Here is a 25,746-nt window from a genome sequence, read left to right as displayed (position 1 = left end):
GATGCGCAAAAAAGAGCCTTCGCGCGGATGTGCGGCCGCGCTGCGCAGGATGTTCATGCATGCGTCCTCACGTGCTCGACGGCGCATGCGCGGAGCAACCGGATCCGTCTGCACGGCGTTGCCGGCGCCAAGGCGCATGGGTGCGCATGGGCGGGGCCGGCCGCGGGATCCTCGCCACGCGGCTTCTTCCCGTCGCCTGACGCGCATGCCCATATAAAACTACAGAAGCTACATAGTTTGTGAAAAAAAGTCTTGACTTGATTTTTCTGCGTGCTTAAATATCAAGTTTGCATCTTTTAGTGCATCTCATCTGTTCACCAGCGGAAGGAAAACCTGTGGCCAAAGCAGAAAAGCGCACGCCAGCCAGCGTTTACCGGGATCGTCGCAGTTTCGCGAAGACCCCCGACGTCATGGACGTGCCCAATCTGATCTCCGTCCAGACGGACAGCTTCACGTGGTTCATGACCGAAGGCATCACGGAAGCGTTCAACGCCGTCTGCCCGATCGAGAGCTCCTCGAAGGACATGTTCGTCGAATTCGGCGCCCATGAGTTCGGCGACCCGAAGTACACGGTCGACGAATGCAAGGAAAAGGACGTTTCCTACCAGGCTCCTCTGTTCGCCGAGGTCCGTTTCGTCAATCGCGAGACGGGCGAAATCAAAGAGCAGCAGGTCTTCATGGGCGACTTCCCGCTCATGACCCCGCGCGGGACCTTCATCATCAACGGCACCGAGCGCGTCGTCGTCTCGCAGCTCGTCCGTTCGCCCGGCATCTACTTCTCCGCCGAGCGCGACAAGACGTCCGACAAGACCATCTACGGCGCGAAGGTCATCCCTTCCCGCGGCGCATGGCTCGAATTCGAGACCGATAAGCGAGACATCCTCTCCGTTCGCATCGATCGCAAGCGCAAGCAGCCGGCCACGCTGCTCCTCCGCGCGCTGGGCATCGCCGAAACGCGCGAGGAGATCATCGAAGTCCTCGGCGGCTCCGAGATGGTGCTGCGCACCCTCGATCGCGATCCCGCCACTACTAAGGAAGAAGCCCTGATCGAGCTCTACAAGCGCTTCCGCCCGGGCGAGCCGCCCACGCTGGATTCCGCTTCCACGCTGCTCGACGGCCTGTTCTTCAATCCTCAGCGCTACGATCTCGCGAAGGTCGGCCGCTACAAGGCCAACAAGAAGCTCGGCTTCGATCCCGACGACGAGCTGGGCGCTTCCTCCACGCTTACCGAGCGCGACATCATCTCCACGATGCGCTACGTCGTCGCGCTGCACGGCGGCGAGGAAGGCTTCCAGGTCGACGACATCGACCACTTCGGCAACCGCCGCATCCGCACGGTCGGCGAGCTGATCCAGAACCAGTTCCGCATCGGCCTGTCCCGCATGGAGCGCGTCGTGCGCGAGCGCATGGGCATGCAGGAATCCGACGAGATCACCCCGCAGTCCCTGGTGAACATCCGTCCGATCGTCGCCGCCATCAAGGAATTCTTCGGCTCCTCGCAGCTGTCGCAGTTCATGGACCAGTCCAATCCCGCCGCCGGCATCACGCACAAGCGCCGCCTGTCGGCTCTCGGCCCGGGCGGCCTGTCCCGCGAGCGCGCAGGCTTCGAAGTCCGCGACGTCCACAACTCCCACTACGGCCGCATGTGCCCGATCGAAACGCCTGAAGGCCCGAACATCGGCCTGATCGGATCGCTGGCGACCTATGCGCGCGTCAACCCGTACGGCTTCATCGAGACGCCGTATCGCCGCGTCATCGACGGCAAGGTCACCGACAAGGTCGACTACCTGACCGCGGACGAGGAGGAGAAGCACACGATCGCCCAGGCGAACGACTTCTTCGATCAGGAGACCCGCGTCTTCGGCCGCACCGTGGACGGCGCGTTCGTCCCGTCCGATCGCGTGCTCTGCCGCACCCGCGACTCCAAGGGCGTCTTCGGCGAGCCTTCCGAGGTGCCTGTCGGCCAGGTCGACTACATGGACGTCTCCCCGCGTCAGATGACGTCGGTCGCGACGTCGCTCATCCCGTTCCTCGAGCATGACGACGCGAACCGCGCGCTCATGGGATCGAACATGCAGCGCCAGGCCGTGCCTCTGCTCAAGACCGCCGCCCCGTACGTCGGCACGGGCATCGAGCATCGCATCGCCGTCGATTCCGGCGAGGTCGTCGCCGCCCAGAACCCCGGCGTCGTCGACTATGTCGACGGCTCCACGGTCATCATCCGCAACGACGAGGGCGAATTCGACGAATACCTGGTTCCTAAGTTCCAGCGTTCCAATCAGTCCGGCTGCGTGAACCACAAGCCGCTCGTCCGCAAGGGCGACGAGGTCTTCGCGGGTGACGTGCTGACCGACGGCCCGTCCTGCGACATGGCCGAGCTCGCGCTGGGCAAGAACCTGCTGGTCGCGTACACCACGTGGGAAGGCTACAACTACGAGGACGCCATCGTCATCAGCGAGCGCGTCGTCGCCGAGGACCTGCTCACGTCCATCCATATCTCGGAATACGAAGTCGACGCCCGCGACACCAAGCTTGGGCCCGAGGAAATCACCCGCGAGATCCCGAACATCTCCGAGGACATGATCGCCGACCTCGACGCCGACGGCATCATCCGCGTGGGCGCCGAGGTCGAGCCGGGCGACGTCCTGGTCGGCAAGGTCACCCCGAAGGGCGAGACCGAGCTCACCGCCGAGGAACGCCTGCTGCGCGCCATCTTCGGCGAGAAGGCCCGCGAAGTCCGCGACACGTCGCTCAAGGTGCCTCACGGCGCCGGCGGCCGCGTCGTCGGCATCAGCCGCTTCAGCCGCGAAAGCGACGACGAGCTCGCTCCCGGCGTCAATGAGCTGGTGCGCGTGTTCATCGCCCAGAAGCGCAAGGTCCAGCAGGGCGACAAGCTCTCCGGCCGTCATGGCAACAAGGGCGTCGTGTCCCGCGTCCTGCCGGTCGAGGACATGCCGTATCTCGCCGACGGCACGCCGGTCGACGTCATGCTCAACCCGCTGGGCGTTCCTTCCCGTATGAACGTCGGCCAGCTGCTCGAGTGCCATCTCGGCTGGGCCGCCAAGTGGGGCTGGTCCGATGCTGAAGAGACCTCCGAATCCGTCGACGGCCCGATCTACGTCGCCACGCCGGTCTTCGACGGCGCGACGGAGCAGGAGATCGCCGACGTCATCCAGAAGGCCAACCGCAATCTCATCAACCGGAACCACGAGAAGTTCGGCGACCTGGCGCGCGACGAGTTCGTCCCCCAGCTCGATTCCTTCGGCAAGACGACGCTTTTCGACGGCCGCACCGGCGAGCCGTTCCGCGAGCCCATCACCGTCGGGTATCCGTACATCCTGAAGCTCGGCCACATGGTCGACGATAAGATCCATGCGCGCTCGACCGGCCCGTACAGCCTCATCACCCAGCAGCCTCTGGGCGGCAAGGCCCAGTTCGGCGGCCAGCGCTTCGGCGAGATGGAGGTCTGGGCCCTCTACGCGTACGGCGCGTCCAACGTGCTGCAGGAGATCCTCACGATCAAGTCCGACGACACCGCGGGCCGCGTGAAGGCGTACGAAGCCATCGTCAAGGGCGAGAACATCCCGCCCGCGGAGGTCCCCGAGTCCTTCAAGGTCCTGCTCAAGGAGATGAAGTCCCTCGGACTGAACGTCGAGATGATCGGATCCGACGACCAGGCCATTGATCTTGACGACATGGACTCCGAAGAACGCTCCGCCGACCAGGCCGCGCTCAAGACGATGATGAAGGAAGCCGAGAAGACCGAGGAGGAGCATGGGGACGCGCTGCGCGATATCGCCGCCGACCTGCGCACTCTGATGGCTGACGATTCTGCGTCGTCCGCCGATGCATCCGAGCTCATCGGCTCGGACGAATCTGCCGATGACGAAGGAGAGGATCGATAAATGACCGAATTCGACGTTAACAACTTCTCCGCGCTCAAGATCTCGCTTGCGAGCGCCGAAGACGTGCGCAGCTGGTCCCATGGCGAAGTCAAGAAGCCGGAAACCATCAACTACCGCACCCTCAAGCCCGAGAAGGACGGTCTGTTCTGCGAAAAGATCTTCGGTCCCACGAAGGATTGGGAGTGCGCCTGCGGCAAGTACAAGCGCATCCGCTTCAAGGGCATCGTCTGCGAACGCTGCGGCGTCGAGGTCACGCGCTCCAAGGTGCGCCGCGAGCGCATGGGCCACATCGAGCTCGCCACGCCGGTAAGCCACATCTGGTATTTCAAAGGCAGCCCGAGCCGCCTGGGCTACCTGCTCGACATCGCCCCGAAAGAGCTCGAGAAGGTGCTCTATTTCGCCTCTTCGATCATCACCTGGGTCGATGAAGAGGCTCGCGAAGCCGACATCGACGAGCTGCGCGACGAGCTCGAAGCCGACCTGCAGGAACTCGACGCCGAGCGCGACCGTCTGGTCGAAGCCACGCGCCGTCTGTCCACCGAATACGTGCCCGAGGCCGACGACTTCGAGGACGACATCGCCGAAGAGGAGCGCATGTCCCCTGAAGAGGTCGAAGCCGAAATCGCCGATGTCTACGACGAATTCAACGAACGCAAGGCCCTGCGCAGCGAAGCCCTCGACGTCTTCCTGAAGATCGTCCCGAAGCAGCTCATCTCCGACGACGCCCTGTATCGCGAGATGCGCGTCAACTACGGCGACTACTTCCGCGGCGGCATGGGCGCCGAAGCCGTGCGCGACCTGCTCGACGGACTCGATCTCGAGAAGGTTTCCGAAGAGCTCAAGGACGTCGTCGAGAACGGCAAGGGGCAGAAGCGCGCCAAGGCCGTCAAGCGCCTCAAGGTCGTCGACGCGTTCATGAAGTCCGACAACGCGCCGTCCGACATGATCCTGGACGTCATTCCGGTCCTGCCGCCCGATCTGCGCCCGATGGTGCAGCTCGACGGCGGCCGCTTCGCGACGTCCGACCTCAACGACCTGTATCGCCGCGTCATCAACCGCAACAACCGCCTCAAGCGCCTGCTCGACCTGGGCGCCCCCGAGATCATCGTCAACAACGAGAAGCGCATGCTCCAGGAGGCCGTCGACTCCCTATTCGACAACGGCCGTCGCGGCCGTCCCGTCACGGGACCCGGCAACCGTCCGCTGAAGTCGCTCGCCGACATGCTCAAGGGCAAGCAGGGCCGCTTCCGCCAGAACCTGCTCGGCAAGCGCGTCGACTATTCCGGCCGTTCGGTCATCGTCGTCGGCCCGAACCTGAAGCTGCACCAGTGCGGCCTGCCTCAGCAGATGGCGCTCGAGCTGTTCAAGCCCTTCGTCATGAAGCGACTGGTCGAGCTCGAGTATTGCGGAAACATCAAGGCCGCCAAGCGCGCGGTCGATCGCGGCGCGAGCTACGTGTGGGACGTCCTCGAAGAGGTCATCGTCGACCATCCCGTGCTGCTCAACCGCGCACCCACCCTGCACCGCCTGGGCATCCAGGCCTTCGAGCCGGTGCTCGTCGAGGGCAAGGCCATCAGGCTCCATCCGCTGGTCTGCACCGCGTTCAACGCCGACTTCGACGGCGACCAAATGGCCGTGCACGTGCCTTTGGGCAACGAGGCCCAGGCCGAGGCGCGCATCCTGATGCTTTCCGCCAACAACATCAAGTCGCCGGCCCACGGCCGTCCGCTGACCATCCCGACGCAGGACATGGTCATCGGCATGTACTTCCTCACCACCCCGCGCGAGGGCTTCCCGGGCGAGGGCCATGTCTTCACCGACTTCGAAGACGCTCTGCACGCCTACGAGGCCCATGCCGGCGTCGACATCCAGGCGAAGGTCTACGTGCGCCTGGATCGCGACATGCTGGTCTCCCATGCGTTCGGCGAATCCGAGGAATACAAGGCCGGCCAGCGCCTCGAGACCACGATCGGCCGCGTGCTGTTCAACGACGTCCTGCCTGACGACTATCCGTTCGTCAACTTCGTCGTCGACAAGTCCCGCGTCGGCGATCTGATCGAGGACTGCTGCAACAAGTATGATCTGTCCGAGATGCCTCCGATCCTCGACGGCATCAAGAACCTCGGCTACCACTACGCCACGCAGGCGGGCATCACCGTGTCCGTCTACGATGCCACGATCCCTCCGAACAAGGAAGAGATCCTGGCGAGCGCCGAAGCCAAGGTCGCGGCCATCAACGAAGATTACGAGATGGGCCTGATGAGCGACGAAGAGCGCCATCGTCAGACCATCGACGTCTGGACGGACGCCAACGAAGAGGTCGGCAACGCGATGGACGCCAACTTCGACCGCCTGAATCCCATCTACATGATGGCCACCTCGGGCGCTCGAGGCAACGTCAAGCAGATCCGCCAGCTCGCCGGCATGCGCGGCCTGATGTCCGACCCGAACGGCGACATCATCGACCGTCCGATCAAGGCGAACTTCCGCGAAGGCCTGTCGGTGCTCGAGTACTTCATCTCGACGCACGGCGCCCGCAAGGGCCTGACCGACACCGCGCTGCGTACCGCCGACTCGGGGTATCTGACCCGTCGTCTGGTCGACGTCGCGCAGGACGTCATCGTGCGCGAGATCGACTGCGGCTCCACCGAGGGCGTCGTGTACCCGCTGCACGACGACAAGGGCGAGATCGACGAGAACCTCGTCGGCCGCTGCCTGCTCGAAGACGCGGGCGCCCTCAAGGCCGGGGAATACATCACCTCGATGGATCAGCTTAAGAAGATGTCCGAGGACGGCGTCGAGACGCTGAGCATCCGTACGATCATGACCTGCCATGCCGAGCACGGCGTCTGCCAGAAGTGCTACGGCTGGGATCTGGCCACGGGCCGTCCGGTCAACATCGGCACCGCGGTCGGCATCATCGCCGCCCAGTCGATCGGCGAGCCGGGCACGCAGCTGACGATGCGCACGTTCCATGCCGGCGGCGTTGCGGGCGACGACATCACGCACGGCCTGCCCCGCGTCACCGAGCTGTTCGAGGCCCGCAAGCCCAAGGGTCTCGCGGTGCTCGCCGAAATCGCCGGCACGCTGCAGGTCTCGGGCGACAAGAGCACCAAGTCGCTCACGATCCACGACGAGAACGGCAACTACCGCGAATACGTCGTGTCCGCCCGCGCGCAGCTGCTCCCGGGCGTGCATGACGGCGACAAGGTCCGCGTCGGCCAGCAGCTGACCAAGGGCTCGGTCAACCCGCACGACCTGCTCCGCCTGACCGATGCGAACACCACGCTTCGCTATATCGTGTCCCAGGTCCAGGACGTCTACGTCTCCCAGGGCGTCGACATCAACGACAAGCACATCGAGGTCATCGCGCGTCAGATGCTGCGCAAGGTCCTCGTCGTGTCCGCCGGCGATTCGATGCTCCTGCCGGGCCGTCAGGTCAACCGCTATGAATTCGAGCGCATCGCCAACGAGCTCATCGCGGAGGGCAAGGAGCCGCCGGTCTGCCAGCCGCTGCTGCTCGGCATCACCAAGGCGTCCTTGGCCACCGATTCCTTCCTGTCGGCCGCATCGTTCCAGGAAACCACCAAGGTCCTGACCGATGCCGCCATCGAAGGCAAGGTCGATGGCCTTCAGGGCCTCAAGGAGAACGTCATCATCGGCAAGCCGATCCCTGCCGGCACGGGCCTGTCCCGCTACCATAAGGTCGGCCTGACCTACCACGGCACGCCGACGGCGCCGGTCGAAGGCGAGGATCTTCCCGAGAGCGCGCCTGCCGAGCTGCGCGAGATCGAGGACCTGCTGCCTCAGCCGCAGGACTGGGCTCTTGACGAAGGCTACGGCGCCTATGCGAACTATTTCGGCGCCAACGGCTATCGCGGTCACGGCAAGAAGCTCTCCGACGAGGATGCGCGTCTGTACCTGTACGATGACCTAGGAGTCTCCCAGCGCTGGGCCAATAAGTTCAGCGAAGCGGGCATCGATACGGTGGGCGATCTCGTCGGCTACACCGAAGACGAGCTCCTGCGCATCGAAGGCATCGGCGCGAAGGCCCTCGAGGAGCTCAAGGCCGGTCTCGAGGAACACGAGCTCTCGCACCTGCTCGATGACGAGCTCGCGGCCACGAATGATGAGATGAGCCAGCTGCTCGACATGGTGTTCAGCCCGGATGACACGGTGCTCATCGGCGGCGATCAGCCGGCGACGTTCAACACCGAAGGCGAGGAGATGCTCGGCGAGGCCCTGCCTCCGCACAGCTACCATCGCGATCTGTCCGAGCTCGACGCGCTGCTCGGCGGCCTGGGCGATTTCGGGTTCGGCGAGACGTCGAAGCAGGACGAAGAGGCTTCCAACGCCGAAGACTCCGACGAGGAGTAACGGCGTGCGGCCGTAAGGCCTGAAACGAATCGCATGCGGCCCGGCGTATCCGACAAGGAGCGCCGGGCCGTTTCCGTTCGAGCGCAGCATGTCGCAGCGTTGCGAAGAGGCGGCGTGCGCGAATCGCCCGCGCGGCCGAGACGCGCCGGCGTGATGGCGCGGTGCGAAGAGGCGAAACGGCGCGCCGCGCACGACGGCCGAAGAAGAGCGAGCCCCCTGCGCGCGGCATCGGCTCCACGAGGGAGGAGCCGCGTCGTCCAGCTCGCGAGTCTCGCGCACGGCGGCCGGAAAAGGGGCGAGCCCCGGCGCCAGGGCGGGCGTCGGGGCTCTTGCAAGGAGGATATGCTGCGTAACGGGATTGAGGCGGTCCCGTGCAGAAGGGGTAGCGAGATTCTACGGCGCGATGGCCATGGCCAGGCCGATGCCGATGAGGAGGAGGCCCGGTCCGGGAAGGATGAGCAGCGGCACGCCGACGGCGGCGACGACGAGCCCGGCCAGCCTGCGGCCGATATGAAGTTTCGGCGCAGGTGCCGTGTTCACCGCAGGGCCCGCATATTGACGCGTGCCCTGCGCGCCTTCGGTCCGCACGTATGCGAATCCCGGGAAGGGCGTGCCCACCGCGAAGCCGCGCGGCGCGGAAGCGGATGACGACGGCGCGTCGGCATAGGAGACCGTGGTCTCCGTCGTGGTGCCGTCAGGATTTATGACGTAGGCCTCATAGCCTGTGCTCTGCGATGTCTGAGCCATGTCGTCCGCCTTTCTTGTGCGAGATACACTATCGCACGTCTCAACCGTTATTATTTTCTGGCGCGCAATGCGAAAGCCTCGCGTTTGCGCGATGTAAACGGGATGTCAGAATCTTCATGCGAAGGGGGGGCTCGGGACGCGCATGGTCATTCTGGGAGCGCTGGTCAACGGTATTGCGACCGTCGCCGGAGGAACGATAGGGCTTGCGTTCAAGAGCCGCGTGTCGACACGGCTCGGCGATTTCCTCATGCAGGGCATGGGGCTCGTCGTGCTCTTGGTCGCCATCTCGGGGATGGCGAAGGGCGGCGATATCATCGTCGTCGTGCTCTCGATGATCGCAGGAGGCATTCTCGGCTATCTCGTCGGAATCGACGGCTGGATTCGCCGCTTGGGCGATTGGGCTCAGGATCGGCTGACGCGCGCCGCATCCGGAACCTCGTCGCTCGGGAGCTTTTCCGAGGGCTTCGTCACGTCCTCGCTGTTCATCTGCGTGGGCGCGATGGCGATCGTCGGATCCCTGCAAAGCGGCCTGCAGCTCGATCACACGACGCTGTTCGCGAAGGCTCTGATCGATGCCGTAGTCGTGATGGTCATGGCCACCACGCTCGGTATCGGCGTGCCGTTTTCGGGACTATCGGTCTTCGTCTATGAGGCGCTGCTGAGCCTCGGCGCCAGCTTCATCGCTCCTTTGCTGTCCGACGCCGTCATCGCGCAGATGGTGTGCGTCGGGTCGTTGCTTCTGCTCGCCGTCGGGCTCAACATGCTCAAGATCACCGAGATCAATGCCGCGAACTTCCTTCCTGCCGCCTTCGTGCCCATCGCTCTCGTCCCGGCCGTCTCTTTCGCGGCTGCATTGCTCGGGTAGCCCATGGGTCTGTTCGACATCATCCTTCTCGGCATCGCCCTTTCGATGGACGCCTTCGCCGTCACCGTGTCAGACGCAGCGGCCTGCAAGGATCGACGTCGTCTGCGGGCGCTTCCTCCGGCGTTCGGCCTGTTCCAAGGCATCATGCCTGCGCTCGGTTTCGTATTGGGCGACCTGTTCGGCTCCGTGATCGAATCGTACGCCGGACTTGTGTCGTTCCTGATTCTCGCCGTCATCGGCGGCGGCATGGTCAAAGACGGCGCAGCGGCCCTGCGCGATGCGCGTGCGGAAGGAAGGTCCGTCTCGGGCGGCGCCTCGGAAGCCGGCTCGAATGCATGGGAGTCGGGTTCGGATGATTCCTGCGCCAAGACGGGTTCTCAGCTCTCGGCGGCATCGATCTTCACGCAGGCCGTTGCCACGAGCATCGATGCCTTCGCCGTGGGCGTGAGCCTGCGCGCCGTCGGCGCCGACATCCTGTCGTCGTCTCTCATCATCGCCGCCGCCACGTTTCTCGTCTGCCTCGCGGCATTGCGCATCGGGCGGCGCTTCGGCATCGTGCTCGGCGACCGTGCCCAGATGGCGGGCGGTCTCGTTCTCGTAGCCATCGGCGTGAAGGCGCTGCTGTCCTAGCTGCATGGTACAATCCGCATACATATGTATGGCCATGATGGATGCGTGGCGACACGCGGGCGCGCGCAGGCGCGCTTGGGGAAATCGGGGTGGGATTCCCCGGCTATGCCAGTAACCGTGAATCCGACGGGAATGAGTCGATGCGTGCGCTGATCGGGCGCGCGCCGTTTCCGAATGACGACAAGTCGGAATGCCTGTCCATCGATATTCAGAGCCCTGGAAGAAAGGTGCCTCCCATGTCCGGAGCCTTCTCTCGTCGCGTTCGCCTCTCGGCGGCAGACGGCACTCCCGAGGTGACGCTTGCGAGCATTCCCGATCGCGTGATCGCGGTGCTTGCGTCCGTGGTTCTCGCCGTCTCCCTCTGCCCGATGCCGTCTTGGGCGGACGAGGTCGAAAAAGCCGCTGCCGATCAGGACGGGCCGTCCGCCGCCATCGAAGGTTCCGCCGAAGGGCCGTCATCCGCTGCGGCGCCCGAGCCTGCGGGAAGCGCATCGGATGCCGAGAGCCATGCGGCTGCGGTGGAACCTGAGGGCGAGGCGGACGCTTCGGCCGTCGACGAACCGTCTGCGAACCCCGTTTCCGACCCAGATCCCGAAGCGGCGCCTTCCGCGGACGTTCCGGACGCTTCCGAGCCTTCGGCTGCCGCCAAGCCTGCGGGCTGGGGCGACGACGATGACGATTGGGGAGGCGACGACGACGAACCCGGCGCCTCGACGGATGTCGATATTTCGAGCGTCGCGGTATACGACGCAGCCGGCGAGGGCGTCGCTCCCAAGGCCGAATTCGGCGCCACGCTCAAGGCGTATGCGTACGATTCCTCGAAGAAGCTCCTGACCGAAGGCGTCACCTTCCAATGGCAGTACTCCTCGCACGACACGTGGGGGTACAAGGACATTCCCGGCGCCACGGGCGCTACGTTCGCGATACCCGAGGCGGGGACGGCGGGCGGCATCGATCTTTCGGGCATGTACGTGCGCGTGCATGCTTCGGACGAATCGGCATGGGAAACCCAGGATTCATCGGGCGTCGGTCCGCTGGCGCCCCAGGGCGCGGCGTTCCTGAGCCGCGTCGAGATGCATCGCGGCGCGACCAAGATAAGCGGCGACGTCGACGCGATCATCAATCCGGGCGACACGATCGGTGCGGTCGCCTTCACGGGGGGCTCGAGCGCCGCGACGGCGTCGAACGGGACCGCGGTCGACGCCTCCAAAGCGACCTATGCGTGGACGCTCGTCGATTCGCCGACGGCGACGACGGGCGCATCGCTTGGGACGTCGCCATCCGTCGCCATCCCGGACGACGGCTCGGCGAACGGCAAGTTCCTGCGCGTCGTCGCGTCGGCGGGCGCGAACGAGGTCTCGTTCACCATGGGCCCCATCACGCCCAAAGGCTCGCTGCGTCTCGCGCGGCTCGATATCGAGAAGCCGAACGGCAAGAGCGTCGTCGCCACGGGCGACACGCTGACGGCCCAGGCCCGTCTCTCGGGAGGCGTGCTGCCTGACGAAACGGCCATGAGCTACCGGTGGTACGTGAAACGCGCAGACGCGTCCGAATTCGAGGAGATCGCAGGGCAGACGGGAAAGACGCTCGTCGTCCGATCCGACTGGGAGGGCGCGACCCTCAAAGTCACGGCCACGGCGGGCGGCTATAACGAGAAGTCCGCCTCGGCGGGGCCGGTCGTCGCGGCCGATTCCGCGAAGGCCGCCGTCGCGGCGCTGCGCGATGCGGGATACGTTCCCGCGCCCGTCTTCGGCGCCGACGCGAACATGAACGCCATGGTCGCGTCGAAGCTCGCCGAACTCGGCTTCCCTGATGCGACGGTGCGCGTTGCGACCTGCGGTTCCGCCAAGGGAGGCGCATCCGTCTCGGCGGATGCCGGCGACTCGAACGGGACCATCTCCTATTACTACGAGGATCCGTCCCGCACGCCTGTGGGATTCGGATCGCCGCGCGTCACGTTCGAGGTCTCCTCGGGCGCAACGATCGAGACCTGGACGTGCAGCCCGAAGATCCGTTGGGATATGGATAAGGTCGCGGCCGATCTCGAAGCCCTGGCCGCCAAGAAGCTCGTCGCGTCGAACCTGGTCAGGTATGAAGGCGGCGAAGCCGATGACGAGGCGTCTTCCATCGATGCCCGCGGCGACCTCTCCTTGCGCCTGTCTCTTCCCTCATGGGCATCCGTGACATGGGAATCCACCGATGAGAGCGTCGTCGCATCCGACGGCGCGGTCACGCGCCTGGCCGACGAGGACCGCAGCGCGGACATCACCGCGCATCTGGCGTTCAAGCTCGCCGATGCATCGGAGTCGGCGCCGACCGTCGATCGAACCTTCCATGTGACCGCGAAGGCCACCGCATCCGATCCGACGGACCTCGACAAGGTCCGCGCGGCGCTCGGCCGCGTCAAGCTGACGTATTCGCAGAGCGGCGAGATCGTCGATCCGACCGCGGTCACGGCCGATATCCAGCTGCCGCGCAAGCGCGACCTGAAGGCCACGGGCTCGGGTTATTCCGTTTCCACGACGGTGAAGAAGGTGGATGCGAATGGCGCGCCTCTCGCCGACGAGGCGACCGACGCATCCGGCTCCGCTACGGTGAACGGCTACCGTCTCAAGGTCGTTCGACCCATACCGGGGGCCGGCGATGCGCACTACGTCCTGACGGTCGCCGTCGCGCTCAACGGCACGTCCGATTCGCTCGATATCCCCCTGACCGTCAAGGAGACCGATCCGGCCGAGCTCGACGCCGAGGTCGCGCTCATGATGCAGGTGCAAGGCGAATACGCTGCGCACCTGGCCGGAGGCGCGGATGCCGTCGATCATGTGACGGGCGATCTGAACGCCTTCAAGGAGGCGTCTCGTTGCGGCGCGACTGGGCTGTCCTGGTCGCGTTCCGACACGTCGGCCTCGGGCATCATCGTCACCGACATCGATTCGACGCATCCCTCCGAGCAGTGGAACCTCTTCCGTTCCAGCAGGCCGGGCGTGATTGCGCATGAAACGCTGCGTCTCGTGCACACGCCCGAATACAATGCCAAGGTCACGGTGACCAGCTGCTTGACCAGCGAGAAGTTCGGCGGATACTACGAGCGCTACAAGGATGCGGGCATCGATGCCACGACGCTCGCGAAGTACCGGATGCTGTACCGCCAGCCCGTGAGCGCGACGTTCACGGTCGCGGGAACGTCGGGTCAGGACGATCCGAACGCCGGACATGCGGCCGATATCGCGGTTACGGTCACAGGGCCGTCCCGCGCGGGCGCCGACGGTTCGTTCGTCATGGAGCCGTGGGCGACGCCCACGCAGGTCTCCCTTTCGACCGACGGCGACAAGACCGCATGGGATGCGTTCAAGCCGGTGCTCGACGAGGCGGGCCTCACATACGACTACGCCGGCGGATTCCTCAACTCCATCACTTCGGCGGACGGCACGCGCACGCTCGGCACGAAACAGGAGCAGGGCGGCGGTTGGAGCTACTGGCAGTTCCTCGTCAACGGCAAGATGGCGCAGACGTCCATCGGGAACTTCCTGATCGACTCCTCGACGACGTCTCTCGAGCTGCGTTACGTCGATGCGTCGGGCAAGGAGAAGGCCCCCGACGTTCCCATCCATCCGCGCGACGATCTGCCTTCCTACGATGCCGACTGGCCGGCGTTCGCGAGCGGCAAGGTCGGCGGCGCGACCACGGACGCATCGACGCCGTCGCGCGCGGCGAAGCTCGCCTGGAGCTATGCTTGGCGTTCGGGCGCCGACTTCAGCGGCGCCTCCGATCCGCTGCTCGTCAACGGGAACGCGTACATCGCGACGAAGCATACGCTGCGCATCGTGAGCGGCGCCGACGGCACGGTGCTCAAGGAAGCTCCCATGACGGCTTCCGTCGGATATTTCTCCCGCCCGGTCTACGCGGGCGGCCGCATCATCGTGCCTGCCGACGGCGGTGCCCTGTCCGCCTATGCGGCCGATGATCTGACCTGCGTCTGGTCGCTTACGGGCCTCGCGCCCGACGCGCAGGCGCTTTCTTCGGTCTCGGTCATCGGCGATTACGTCGTGGCGGGGTATACGTCGCTCGACGCGAAATGGAACGGCGCGGCGGGCACGCTCGTCTGCGTGAACGCCCGTACGGGAGCCGTGGTCTGGAAGAAGGTCGATAAGGCGGATGAAACGCCCGAAGGCTACTACTGGGCCGGCGCCGCGGCCTCCGCTTCCGATGTCGTCATCGGCGGCGAATCCGGCTCGGTGAAACTGCTCGACGGCGCGACCGGCAAGGAGCTGTCCTCGGTTTCGGTGGGCGGTGCCGTGCGCGCCGGCATCACGAAGGTGCCCGCGGCCGATGCCGCAGGCCAGGATGCCTATCTTGCCGTGAGCCGCAACGACGGGACGCTCCATCGGATCGTGCGCGTCGGCGATTCCCTCGAAGAGAGCGGATCCGTGAGATTCGCCGCGACGTCGACCTCGACGCCCACGGTGTCGGGCGGCAAAGCCTTCGTCTGCGGCATGGATGCGACGGGCGCGGGCACGCTTTCGGTCATCGACCTTGCAACGATGCAGGTGGAACGCACCGTTGCCATCGGTGCGGGAGCAGCCCAGGCCACGCCTCTGGTTTCTTCCCGCGGCGGCGAGACCTACGTCTATTTCACCGTGAACTGCAATCCCGGCGGCGTGTATCGCTACCGCGTCGGCGACGATCGCGCGTATGCGCTCTACGTGCCCGATGCCGACAAGCGGAATTACACGACGGCGTCGGTCGTCGCCGATGCGCAGGGGTCTCTGTACTACACGAACGACTCGGGGCATCTGTTCAAGCTCGTGCCTGCCGACGGCTTCGCCGTCACGTTCGACTCGACCGGCGGCAGCGCCATCGAATCCCCGATCGTCGAAGCGGGAGGCACGGTCGAAAGGCCTGCGGATCCGACGCGCGAAGGATACGCCTTCGAAGGCTGGTTCTCCGATAAGGCATGCACGACGGCCTGGGATTTCTCTCAGCCGGTAGCCTCCGATACGCGTCTTTTCGCGAAATGGTCGAAGACCGCGGGCCCCGACGCGCCTACGCCCCGGATTCCCGATCCGGAGGGCGCCGGGACATCGGATGCGCCGCGATCTCAGGGCGAGACACGGGCATCGTCCGATTCCGACGCCCCGCATGCGCGCGGCGGCAGGGTCGCGCCGTCCCATGCGCCTGTCTCCGGCGCGCTCGTCAAGAACAAGGCGAAAGGTTCCGAGAAAAAGGGCGACGGGTCGACCGACGGCGAGGCGCTCGACGCTTCCTCCGCACCGTCCGGCACCGCGGGGGCCAGGGGCATGGATGAGGGCGGAGCCGTCCTCAAGAGCGTCGCCGAGCCATCCGGTTCGTCGGCTTCTCCGCTTCCGCTCGTCGGGCTTGTCGTGGGCATGTGCGGGCTCATCGGTTCGTTCTGGTGGTTCTTGGTCGCGCGTCGTCGCAGCGATACGGCCGAGGGCTAGGAGAGGTCCATGGTCGATAAAGACGAACGCATAGCCCCCCTCGGCTCCGCCGGAGGCGCATTCGATCCTACGGAGAAACGACGCGCGTCCGAAAGGGGCCGCGCGTCGTACCGTGCGCCCTATCCTCTGATCGCCCTTCTCGCCCTCGCGTCGGCCGCCCTGATCGCGACGTCGTCGTGGGCGCTCGTCCACTCCGGCATCCCGGCCGACGACGGGCTCTTCGCCACCGTCCTGGGCGAGGGTTCCCTGTCGCAGGCCGATGGGGCCGAGGCCTCCGCCTTGGATCGGGACGATGCCGGCGCCTCGGCGTCCGATGAATCCGGCGCCGCCGCCGCAGATGCCTCATCGGGTTCTGCGGCCCCATCGGGCACGGATTCCGCATCCCAGGCGAAGGCATCGTCCGATGCGGGATCTTCGTCGAGCGCCGCCTCGCCGGACGAGGCGGGGGGATCGTCGTCCGCGGATGCGGGGTCGTCTCCGTCCGAACCGTCGTCGTCCTCGTCGGAGGATGCGGCAGGGAAGCGCGACCGGACCATCACGGTGACGTGCAGCATCGATTCAAGCGCGGCGGACGGCAGCGTGGGCGGCTCGGCGACGCTCACCTTCGAGAAGGGCGCCACGGCCTATGATGCGCTCGTCGCCACGAACGGCAACGTCAATGCGGTGTCGACGTCCATGGGGCTGTACGTGAGCGCCATCGGGGGGCTTGCCGAGAAGGAATACGGCGCGACGAGCGGATGGACCTACTACGTCAACGGGTCGTTCCCCTCGTACAGCGCGGGGAACTACGTGCTTTCCGATGGGGATGCGGTCTCATGGGTGTACGTGACGGGGTAGGGGGCAATCCCTTCGACGCGTTCCATCCGTCGGTCACGTTCGCGTACCTGGCCTGCGCGATCGCATTGTGCATGGGGGCGTTTCATCCCGTGTGCGCAGGCATTTCGTTCGTCGGCGCGCTCGCGTGCTCGTTCGTGACCCGCGGCGCGCGGCCGACGGTGCGCTCGCTCGGCTGGTCCGTTCCCATGGCCTGCGCCATCGCGATCGCGAATCCGCTGTTCACTTCGTCCGGGTCGACGCTGCTCTTCCATATCGGCGCGCGCGCCGTCTATCTCGAGGCGCTTGCGTACGGCGCGGTGGCAGGCTGCGTCTTCGCCGCCATGATCCTCTGGTTCTCGTGCTATGCGGCCTGCATGGACAGCGAGCGTTCGCTGGCGGTGGCAGGACGCGCGCTTCCCGTCGTGTCGCTCATGGTTTCGCAGGTCCTGCGGCTGGCTCCCCAGCTCGTGAAGCGCGGACGTTCGATCCTGTCCGTGCAGGAAGCCATGAGCGCCGGCGCTCCCTCGGGCATCCGCGCAGCGGGCAAGGCGCGCATGCGCGTCACGTCGGTGCTGATGGGATGGGCCATGGAAGACGGCCTCGTGCGCAGCGACGCGATGCGTGCCCGCGGCTTCGGCGCTACGGCGCGCCGCACGTCCTATCGGCGCTACCGCATGCGCGCGCGGGATGCGGCATTCCTTGCGATCGCGCTTGCGCTTGCAGCCGCATCGGCCGCGCTCGTCGCCGTCGCCTGCGCCCGATTCGCCTTCTATCCCCGGCTCGACATGCCCGCCCTGTGGTGGGGGTATGCGCCGTACGCATCGTTCGTCCTGGCCCCTGCGGCCCTGTATGCAAGGGAGCGTCTGGCATGGCGATCGTAGAGGTTCGCGGCCTTTCGTTCTCCTATGCCGGCTTTGCCGCCTGCGCCCTGCCGCCGACCACGCTTCGCGTCGAAGCAGGCGCGTTCTGCGTCGTCGTCGGATCGACGGGTTCGGGCAAGACGACGCTGCTGCGCTCGCTGAAACCCGAGCTCATGCCTCAGGGCGTCTACGGCGGGTCGGCGTCGGCGGACGGGATCGCCGTCGTGTGCGACGGAATGCCCGTCGAAGGCATCGACGTGCGCGAATCCGCCGCGCGCATCGGGTTCGTGGGGCAGGATCCCGATGCCCAGATCGTCTGCGACACCGTCTGGCACGAGCTCGCCTTCGCATTCGAGAATCTCGGGGAAGACCCTGACGCCATGCGCCGCCGCATCGCGGAGGTCGCGCATTTCTTCGGCATCGAATCCTGGATGAACACGTCGACCGAGAGCCTTTCGGGCGGCAGCAAGCAGCTGGTGAACTTGGCGGCCGTGCTCGCGCTGCGCCCGCGCGTCATCCTGCTCGACGAGCCTATGGCCCAGCTCGATCCGAACGCCCGCCGGCGATTCGCGTCTTTGCTCGCGCGCGTGAACCGCGAGCTCGGCGTGACGGTCGTCATGACGACGCACGCTCCGGAGGAGGTGGAAGGGATCGCCACTCAGACGGTCTCGCTCTCGCCGCTGGAACCTTGCGCGCCGCGCTCCGCGATAGCGGATCTGATGGCATCCCAGAAGCGCCGTTTCGAGGAACGCTTCGGTGCTGCGCGGGCGCTTTCCTTCGACGATGTCTACACGCGTTACGACAGGCAGGACCCTTGGGTGCTGCGAGGCGCCGATCTCGAGGTCGCGCGCGGATCGGTGCATGCGGTCGTAGGCGGCAACGGTTCGGGCAAGACGACGCTCGTGCGCGTCGCGGCCGGTGTGCCGCCCAAGGTCGCGCGCGGCCGCGTGCGCAACGCCTTCCGCGGGTCCCAGGCGCTGCTTCCTCAGGATCCTCGGGCCCTCTTCGTGTGCGACGACGTGTTCGAGGAGCTCATGGAATGGTCGGGGCGCTGCGCGTACGGCGAAGACGAGGTGCGCGCCGCCATCGAACGGTACGGGCTTGCGAGGTGCGAAGGCCGGCATCCGTACGACCTTTCGGGCGGGCAGCAGCAGATGCTCGCCTTGGCGAAGCTTCTGCTCTGCAAGCCCGATCTGCTGATGCTCGACGAACCGACCAAGGGGCTCGATCCTGCATTCTGCGCGCAGGTTCACGATGTTTTGCGGGCGGCCGCCGATAGGGGCGTCACGGTCGTGCTCGTGACGCACGACCTCGATTTCGCCTATGCGACGGCCGATGTGGTCTCGATGGTCTTCGACGGGCAGGTCGTCTGCACGGAGGCCGTGGCCGACTTCTTCGAGAACAACCTCATCTATCGGGCGAACGATTCCTCGCGCCTGTTCGGAGCCCTTTCATGACGGTCGCTTCCGCACTCGAGGCCGTCGCCGTCGCGATCGTCCCGCTGGGACTTGCCGTCTGCGCGGCTGCGGGCATAGACCAAGCGGGGCTGTTGAGCTTCGTCGTCGTGACGGTCTCCCTCGCGGCGTTCTTCGCCTCCTTCGAGCATCGCCGCCCTCGCCTGCGCGACACCATGCCCATTGTCGTGCTGGCAAGCCTGGCCGCTGCCGGGCGCATCCTGTTCGCACCTATTCCCGACTTCAAGCCCGTATCGGCCATCGCCATCGTCGCCGGCGCCTCCTTCGGCCGTCAAGCGGGGTTTCTCGTCGGCGCGCTTGCGGCTTTGGTCTCGAACTTCTTCTTCGGGCAAGGCGCATGGACCCCGTGGCAGATGTATGCGTGGGGCATGGTCGGTTACGGTGCGGCGTTCGTGGCGAAGGCGTGCGGGGACGGGGCCGGCGGCGAAGCGGACGGAGGCGGGCGGACGTGGCCTCTGTACGCGTACGGATTCGTATCGGGATTCGGCTACGGGTTCGTCCTTAATCTCTGGAGCGTCGTCGGGTTCTTCCATCCGCATACGTTCGCCGAGCTCATCGCCGTATACGCCGCCGCCGTTCCATTCGATGCCGTCCATGCGGCGTCCACGGTGTTCTTTCTGGTGGTTCTCTATGCGCCGTGGCGTCGCAAGATCGCACGCGTGAAGCGGCGGTACGGTATCGGCGACGGGTGTGCCCGATCATGACGATAGGCAATGGATTCTTCGAGGTCAGGAGCGTTTCCATGGATATGGGGGAAGCGGTTGCGCAGGCCGCGCGCGCGGCGCGGGAAGGCAAGGCCGTGGTCTTTCCGACGGATACCGTCTACGGCATCGGCGTCTCGGTGGCGCATGCGCGGACCCCGGATCTCATCTACGGCATCAAGCGACGCGATGCGGGCAAGGCGATTCCGTGGCTGGTCGGGTCGATGGATGATCTGATGCGATACGGGCGCGACGTCCCGTCGTACGCGTCGGCGCTCGCGCACGCGTTCTGGCCGGGCGCGCTGACCCTCATCGTGCGCGCCTCTGCGGCGGTGCCTCCGGCGTTCGTCGGAACGGGCGGGACGATCGCCCTGCGCATGCCCGATGACGAATGGGCGCTCGCGGTCATCCGCGCGGTCGGTTGCCCCATGGCGACCTCGAGCGCGAACATCCAAGCCCATACGCCTCCCCATCTGCGCTCCGAAGTCAGTGCCGAGGTTCGGTCGGGCGTCGCTGCATGCATCGGGGATGAACGCGCGCGCAGCGGGCGATCGTCGACGATCGCCGATTGCACGGGTGCGGCATTCCGGATCCTGCGCGCAGGCGGCGTTTCGGAAGAGGCGATGCGCGATGCCGTCCGCGCCGCCGGCATCGATGCATAAGAGCTACGTGCCGCCTTGGCCGGATGCAGGACGGAATCGTGCCGGATTCCTGCTTCGATCCTGACGGGATAGGGAAGGTTTCGACGGATGCGGGCGGGATTCCGGTCGGAATCGGCCGGGGCGTTCGTAAGGCTCGGACCAGGATGCCGCTTTCTGCGGCCAAGGTCTGCGCAGGGCCTGCATGCGAGCCTGTCCGTATGGCAACCGTTCTGACATACGAATCGGCATGCATCGCGCTGGAGACGGCGGGATGCAGCGTGCTTGCCTGCGCCCTTGTCCTCATTGTTTGGCACGACGTGCGTTCAAGGGTCGTTCCGAACGCTCTCGTCGGCGCCATCGCCTGCGCCTGGATCCTTCATGCGGGCGCGTGCGCGCTGCGTTCGGGGTCGGATGCGGCCGGTATCGACGCGCGGTTCGCGCCCGGTCTGCTCGTCTTCGCGCTGACGGGCTTCCTGCTTCTGGGAGGCCTGCCTCTTCTCTGCGCGATTCTGCTGGAGCGCGTCTTCGACCTCACGGAGGTTCTCGGCGGGGGCGACGTCAAGCTCCTTGCGGCGCTCGGCCTTTGGCTCGGTCCCTCGTCGGGGCTGGTCATGCTTCTGTCGGCATGCATGCTCGCGTGCACGGTCCAGCTCGTCCGCCGCTTCGTGCGCGGATGCGCGCCGCCGTTTCCCTTCGCTCCGTACCTCGCATGCGCGTCGGCCCTGGTTCTCATAGGCGGTATAATCTGACACCTCTGCGAAAAAAGGAGGAATTCGTATGAGGACATCGACCGTCGGTTACATGAGCAGCGACGGCGTATCGCGCATCCATGCACGTACGTGGGAACCCGACTCGTCCGGCCCCGTGGTCGCCGGCATCGTGCAGATCGCCCACGGCATGGCCGAGCATATCGAACGCTATGCGCCCTTTGCCGAGCAGCTGGTATCCCAAGGGTATGTGGTCTGCGCGGAAGACCACATCGGACACGGCGGAAGCGTGTCGAGCACGTCCCAGCTGGGCCATATTCCCCACGACGCCGGGGCGGACGCCCTCATCGAAGACATGCATGAGCTTCGGCGCATCGTCGCGGGCCGCTATTCGTCGGTCGTTCCGTACGTCATGTTCGGGCACTCCATGGGCAGCTACATGGTGCGCGCGTACCTGACGCGCCATGCCGACGGGCTCGCCGGGGCGATCATGTGCGGAACGGGCCAGGTGCCGGCGGCCCTTTCGACGGCGGGGCTCCTGGTCGCGCACGCCCTCAGGACGATCAAGGGCGAGGAGCACCGATCTCCGCTTCTGGACTCCATGGGCGTCGGGGCGTATGCGAAGGCGATACGCGATGCGCGCACGCCCCTCGACTGGCTTTCGCGCGACGAGAAGAACGTCGACGACTACATCGCCGACCCCCTGTGCGGCTTCATGTTCTCCGTCGGCGGCTACGAAGCGGTGCTGTCCCTCACGAAGGAGGCCGCGAACGCCGCGAAGGCATCCCGCATCCCTGCCGACCTGCCGATGCTCTTCATCTCCGGCGCGGACGATCCTGTGGGCGCGCAGGGAAGGGGCGTGCGCGAAGCCGTCGAAGAATACCGACGCGCCGGAATGCGCGATGTCGATCTCGTTCTCTACGAGGGCCTGCGTCACGAGATCCTGAACGAAGCCGAAGCGGGCACGGTCGTCGCGGATGTGACCTCTTGGCTCGAGAAGCATCTGCGATAGGAAGGGCAGGGCAATGGCACGTACGTACATCATGGCGCTCGACCAGGGAACAACCTCGTCCCGAGCCATCCTCTTCGATCATGCCGGCGCGATCCAGGGAGTTGCCCAGCATTCGTTTCCGCAGATCTATCCTCAGCCGGGCTGGGTCGAGCACGATCCGAACGATATCCTGTCGAGCCAGCTGGGCGTTATGACCGAGGTCATGGTTTCGGCAGGCGTCAACCCTGCGGACATCGAAGCCATCGGCATCACGAACCAGCGCGAGACGACGATCGTCTGGAACCGTCGGACGGGCCTTCCGGTCGCGAACGCCATCGTATGGCAATGCCGTCGCACGGCTCCTATCATCGAAGAGCTCTGTTCCGATCCCGACGTCCGCGCGCGCATCACGGCCAAGACGGGGCTTGTGCCCGACGCCTATTTCTCGGCGAGCAAGATCAAATGGATCCTCGACCGCACGCCCGGCGCGCGGGAGGCCGCGGAGGCCGGCGATCTGGCGTTCGGCACGGTCGATTCCTGGCTCATCTGGAATCTGACCGGCGGTGCGGTCCACGCGACCGATCGAACGAACGCGTCCCGCACGATGCTCTACGACATTCACGAGGGACGGTGGGACGAATCGCTGCTCGAGCTGTTCGGCATTCCCGCGTCCATGCTGCCCGACGTCCGTCCGTCGGCCGGCGACTTCGGCCGCACCGCGTTCGGCAGCATCCCCTCGGGCATCCCTATCCGCGGCGTCGCGGGCGATCAGCAGGCGGCCCTCTTCGGGCAATGCTGCTTCACGCCGGGCAGCGCGAAGAACACGTACGGCACCGGCTGCTTCTTGCTCATGAATACCGGTTCGGACGCCGTATTCTCTCCTCATGGCCTGGTCACGACGATCGCCGCCAGCGCTCCAGACGTCCGCGGCATCGAATACGCGCTCGAGGGCAGCGTGTTCGTCGCCGGCGCGCTCGTGCAGTGGATGCGCGACGAGCTCGGCATCATCGCCACGGCATCGGAAAGCGAAGACCTCGCGCGGACGGTCGAAAGCTCGGACGGCGTCTACGTGGTGCCCGCCTTCACGGGCCTTGGCGCTCCGTACTGGGATTCCGATGCGCGCGGGGCGATCCTCGGCCTGACGCGCGGAACTTCGCGCGGGCACATCGCCCGCGCCGGCCTGGAATCCCTCGCGTTCCAGGTCGCCGACGTCGCTTCGACGATGGCGGCGGACGCCGGCATCCCCATCGCCGAGCTCCATGTCGACGGCGGGGCATCGGTCAACAACCTCATGCTCCAGTTCCAGGCCGATATCTTGGACGCGACGCTCCTGCGGCCCGCCGTGACCGAAAGCACGGCCTGGGGCGCGGCGATGCTTGCAGGCCTATCCACCGGTTTCTGGGAAAGCACCGACGAGCTTGCGCTGCTGTGCTCTTCGGGCGACCGTTTCATCTCGAAGATGGGCGAACGCGAACGCGCGGCGCGGCTTGCGGGGTGGCACGAAGCCGTCGGGCGCATCATGACGCGGTAGGATGTCGCAGGGGCGCGTCGGGTTGCGGCGCGTTCGTGCCGAGCTCCCCTCGAGCGTCGGAGGCGCCGCGCGGCGGCGATCGTCCAAGGCCGACGAGCGCTTCGGCGCCGTCGCCTCGCCCGTGTGCCCTTCACGGAGCCATGCGGGCATCTCGTCGTGCGCCGCGGCCTTGTTGCGCGGCCGGCATGCGGGCGACGGTATCATGGTCGAGTTTCGATTCAGCATGCGCGGACGGATGCTCCGTTCGGGCGAACGAAGGGGTGCGAGGATGAAGGTTTCGATCGCAAGCGACCATGCGGGGTTCGAGCAGAAGGAAGCCCTTGCGGCCTATCTGGTCGAACGTGGCTTCGACGTGGTCGACCGCGGTCCTGCCACCGACGATCGGGTCGATTATCCCGACTTCGCGCTTCCCGTCGCGCTCGATGTCGCGCGCGGGTTCTCCGAGAGGGGCGTCCTCGTGTGCGGCACCGGCATCGGCATGGCGCTCGCGGCCGACAAGGTCGCCGGCGTTCGAGCCGCGAACATCGTGTCCGTGAAGTTCGCGGAGCTCTGCCGCGAACACAACGATGCGAATGTCATCGCGCTGTCGGGACGTTTCGTTGACCTTGAGACGAACGAGCACATCCTGGACGCGTTCTTCTCGACCGATTTCGCCGGCGGACGCCATGCCGGCCGCGTCGAGAAGATCATGAAGCTCGAGGGGACCGTCGTCGAAGAGGCCTGATGCCGCAGGTGCGGCATAGTCGCGCCGGATGACCAGAAAGGAAGGCGAGCAATGCCATTTTCGTATGTTTCTGCCGATCAGGAAGTAGCCGCAGCCATTTCCGCGGAACTGTCCCGTCAGCGCGATTCCGTTGAGCTCATCGCATCCGAGAATTTCACGAGCCCTGCGGTCATGGAGGCCATGGGGTCCGTCATGACGAACAAGTACGCCGAGGGCTATCCGGGCAAGCGCTACTACGGCGGCTGCGAGAAGGTCGATATCGTCGAGAATCTCGCACGCGACCGCGCCGAAGAGCTCTTCGGCGCCGATTTCGCCAACGTGCAGCCCCATAGCGGCGCCAACGCGAACCTCGCCGCGTATTTCGCGCTCATCGAGCCCGGCGATACGGTGCTCGGCATGAGCCTCGACAACGGTGGGCATCTCACGCACGGCTCCCCGGTCAACTTCTCGGGCAAGCTGTACGACTTCCACGGCTACGGCCTGGGAGAAGACGAGACCATCGACTACGATGCGATCGACCGCATGGCCGACGAGCTCCATCCCAAGCTCATCGTCGGCGGCGCCTCGGCCTATCCGCGCGTGATTGACTTCGAGCGCATGGCCGACATCGCGCATCGTCACGGCGCGCGCTTCATGGTGGACATGGCCCACATCGCGGGCCTCGTCGCCACCGGCGCGCATCCGAGCCCTCTGCCCTTCGCCGACGTCGTCACCACCACGACGCACAAGACCCTGCGCGGCCCGCGCGGAGGCCTGATCCTCACCAACGACGAGGAGCTCGCGAAGAAGATCGACAAGGCGGTCTTCCCCGGCAGCCAGGGCGGCCCCCTCATGCACGTCATCGCCGGCAAGGCGGTCGCGTTCGGGGAAGCTTTGAAGCCTGAGTTCAAGACCTATATCGATGGCGTCGTCGCCAACTGCGCCGCGCTTGCGGACGGCCTGGTCGAGGGCGGCCTGCGCCTCGTATCCGGCGGCACCGACAATCATCTGTGCCTGGTCGACCTCACGCCCGCCGACGTGAGCGGCCGCGACGCCGAGCGCGCGCTCGATCGCGTGGGCATCACCGTCAATAAGAACACGATTCCCCATGAGCAGCGTTCCCCGTTCGTGACGAGCGGCATCCGTGTCGGGTCGGCCGCCGCCACGACGCGCGGCCTGACCGCGGACGACTTCCGTGCGGTGGGGCTCCTCATCGCCAAGACGGTTTTCTCGATCGAAGACGCGGCCGCCCTCGCCGAGGTTTCGGAAGAGGTCGAGCGCATCCTCGCCGCGCATCCCCTGTACCCCGAATACGATTTTTAGGGCATAATCTGAACG

The 25,746-nt window shown here is 65.9% G+C and carries 16 protein-coding genes; 15 read left to right on the top strand and 1 reads right to left on the bottom strand.

Translation table 11 applies throughout. The features are described from left to right. The first annotated feature begins 335 nt into the window (after positions 1-335). The gene (gene rpoB, locus HMPREF0762_RS03830; RefSeq protein ID WP_040618994.1) at positions 336-3,905 is read left to right on the top strand and encodes a DNA-directed RNA polymerase subunit beta; all 3,570 of its coding nucleotides are present in this window, start codon (positions 336-338) and stop codon (positions 3,903-3,905) included. Next, the gene (locus tag HMPREF0762_RS03825) at positions 3,906-8,282 is read left to right on the top strand and encodes a DNA-directed RNA polymerase subunit beta' (RefSeq protein ID WP_006362130.1); all 4,377 of its coding nucleotides are present in this window, start codon (positions 3,906-3,908) and stop codon (positions 8,280-8,282) included. 393 nt (positions 8,283-8,675) lie between these two features. On the opposite strand, the gene HMPREF0762_RS03820 is transcribed toward HMPREF0762_RS03825, so the two are convergent. Further along, positions 8,676-9,029 carry a hypothetical protein gene (locus tag HMPREF0762_RS03820; protein WP_006362129.1) on the bottom strand — a complete coding sequence of 118 codons (354 nt, stop codon included), beginning with the start codon at positions 9,027-9,029 and terminating at the stop codon, positions 8,676-8,678. A 142-nt stretch (positions 9,030-9,171) separates the two neighbouring features. Between HMPREF0762_RS03820 and HMPREF0762_RS03815 the strand changes: the two genes are divergently transcribed. From HMPREF0762_RS03815 to glyA, 13 genes are all read left to right on the top strand, one after another. Continuing rightward, positions 9,172-9,894, top strand: a complete 723-nt coding sequence (locus HMPREF0762_RS03815) for a DUF554 domain-containing protein (RefSeq protein WP_006362128.1) — start codon at positions 9,172-9,174, stop codon at positions 9,892-9,894. A 3-nt stretch (positions 9,895-9,897) separates the two neighbouring features. Further along, the gene (locus tag HMPREF0762_RS03810) at positions 9,898-10,524 is read left to right on the top strand and encodes a manganese efflux pump MntP (RefSeq protein ID WP_006362127.1); all 627 of its coding nucleotides are present in this window, start codon (positions 9,898-9,900) and stop codon (positions 10,522-10,524) included. Between the two features lie 236 nt (positions 10,525-10,760). After that, entirely contained in the window at positions 10,761-15,983 is a 5,223-nt protein-coding gene (locus HMPREF0762_RS03805; protein WP_245935489.1) for an InlB B-repeat-containing protein, read from the top strand. Between the two features lie 9 nt (positions 15,984-15,992). Beyond that, positions 15,993-16,820, top strand: coding sequence for a DUF4430 domain-containing protein (locus HMPREF0762_RS03800; protein ID WP_006362125.1), 828 nt, complete (start codon positions 15,993-15,995; stop codon positions 16,818-16,820). Further along, positions 16,799-17,680: an energy-coupling factor transporter transmembrane component T gene (locus HMPREF0762_RS03795; RefSeq protein ID WP_006362124.1), complete on the top strand. Its 882-nt coding sequence runs from the start codon at positions 16,799-16,801 to the stop codon at positions 17,678-17,680. Before HMPREF0762_RS03800 ends, HMPREF0762_RS03795 begins: the two co-directional genes overlap by 22 nt. Beyond that, positions 17,668-19,116 (top strand): ABC transporter ATP-binding protein, encoded by a 1,449-nt coding sequence (locus HMPREF0762_RS03790; RefSeq protein ID WP_006362123.1) that lies wholly within the window; start codon positions 17,668-17,670, stop codon positions 19,114-19,116. Before HMPREF0762_RS03795 ends, HMPREF0762_RS03790 begins: the two co-directional genes overlap by 13 nt. Further along, positions 19,113-19,838 carry a DUF6580 family putative transport protein gene (locus HMPREF0762_RS03785; RefSeq protein ID WP_006362122.1) on the top strand — a complete coding sequence of 242 codons (726 nt, stop codon included), beginning with the start codon at positions 19,113-19,115 and terminating at the stop codon, positions 19,836-19,838. The genes HMPREF0762_RS03790 and HMPREF0762_RS03785 overlap by 4 nt, the downstream gene beginning before the upstream one ends. Continuing rightward, positions 19,835-20,497, top strand: a complete 663-nt coding sequence (locus HMPREF0762_RS03780; protein ID WP_006362121.1) for an L-threonylcarbamoyladenylate synthase — start codon at positions 19,835-19,837, stop codon at positions 20,495-20,497. The genes HMPREF0762_RS03785 and HMPREF0762_RS03780 overlap by 4 nt, the downstream gene beginning before the upstream one ends. 143 nt (positions 20,498-20,640) lie before the next feature. Continuing rightward, entirely contained in the window at positions 20,641-21,225 is a 585-nt protein-coding gene (locus HMPREF0762_RS03775; RefSeq protein ID WP_245935488.1) for a prepilin peptidase, read from the top strand. A 28-nt stretch (positions 21,226-21,253) separates the two neighbouring features. Beyond that, positions 21,254-22,195, top strand: coding sequence for an alpha/beta fold hydrolase (locus HMPREF0762_RS03770; RefSeq protein ID WP_006362119.1), 942 nt, complete (start codon positions 21,254-21,256; stop codon positions 22,193-22,195). 13 nt (positions 22,196-22,208) lie between these two features. After that, on the top strand, positions 22,209-23,705 hold the full coding sequence (gene glpK, locus HMPREF0762_RS03765) for a glycerol kinase GlpK (RefSeq protein ID WP_006362118.1): 1,497 nt from the start codon (positions 22,209-22,211) through the stop codon (positions 23,703-23,705). A gap of 268 nt (positions 23,706-23,973) precedes the next feature. Continuing rightward, positions 23,974-24,429, top strand: a complete 456-nt coding sequence (gene rpiB / locus HMPREF0762_RS03760) for a ribose 5-phosphate isomerase B (RefSeq protein WP_040619251.1) — start codon at positions 23,974-23,976, stop codon at positions 24,427-24,429. Positions 24,430-24,480: 51 nt separating this feature from the next. After that, the gene (glyA, locus tag HMPREF0762_RS03755) at positions 24,481-25,731 is read left to right on the top strand and encodes a serine hydroxymethyltransferase (protein ID WP_006362116.1); all 1,251 of its coding nucleotides are present in this window, start codon (positions 24,481-24,483) and stop codon (positions 25,729-25,731) included. The last annotated feature ends 15 nt before the right edge of the window (positions 25,732-25,746 follow it).

The organism is Slackia exigua ATCC 700122, assembly GCF_000162875.1.
Classification (GTDB): Bacteria; Actinomycetota; Coriobacteriia; order Coriobacteriales; family Eggerthellaceae; genus Slackia; species Slackia exigua.
Note: the sequence above shows the minus strand (reverse complement) of the source record. Positions and strands in the feature narration are given on the sequence as shown.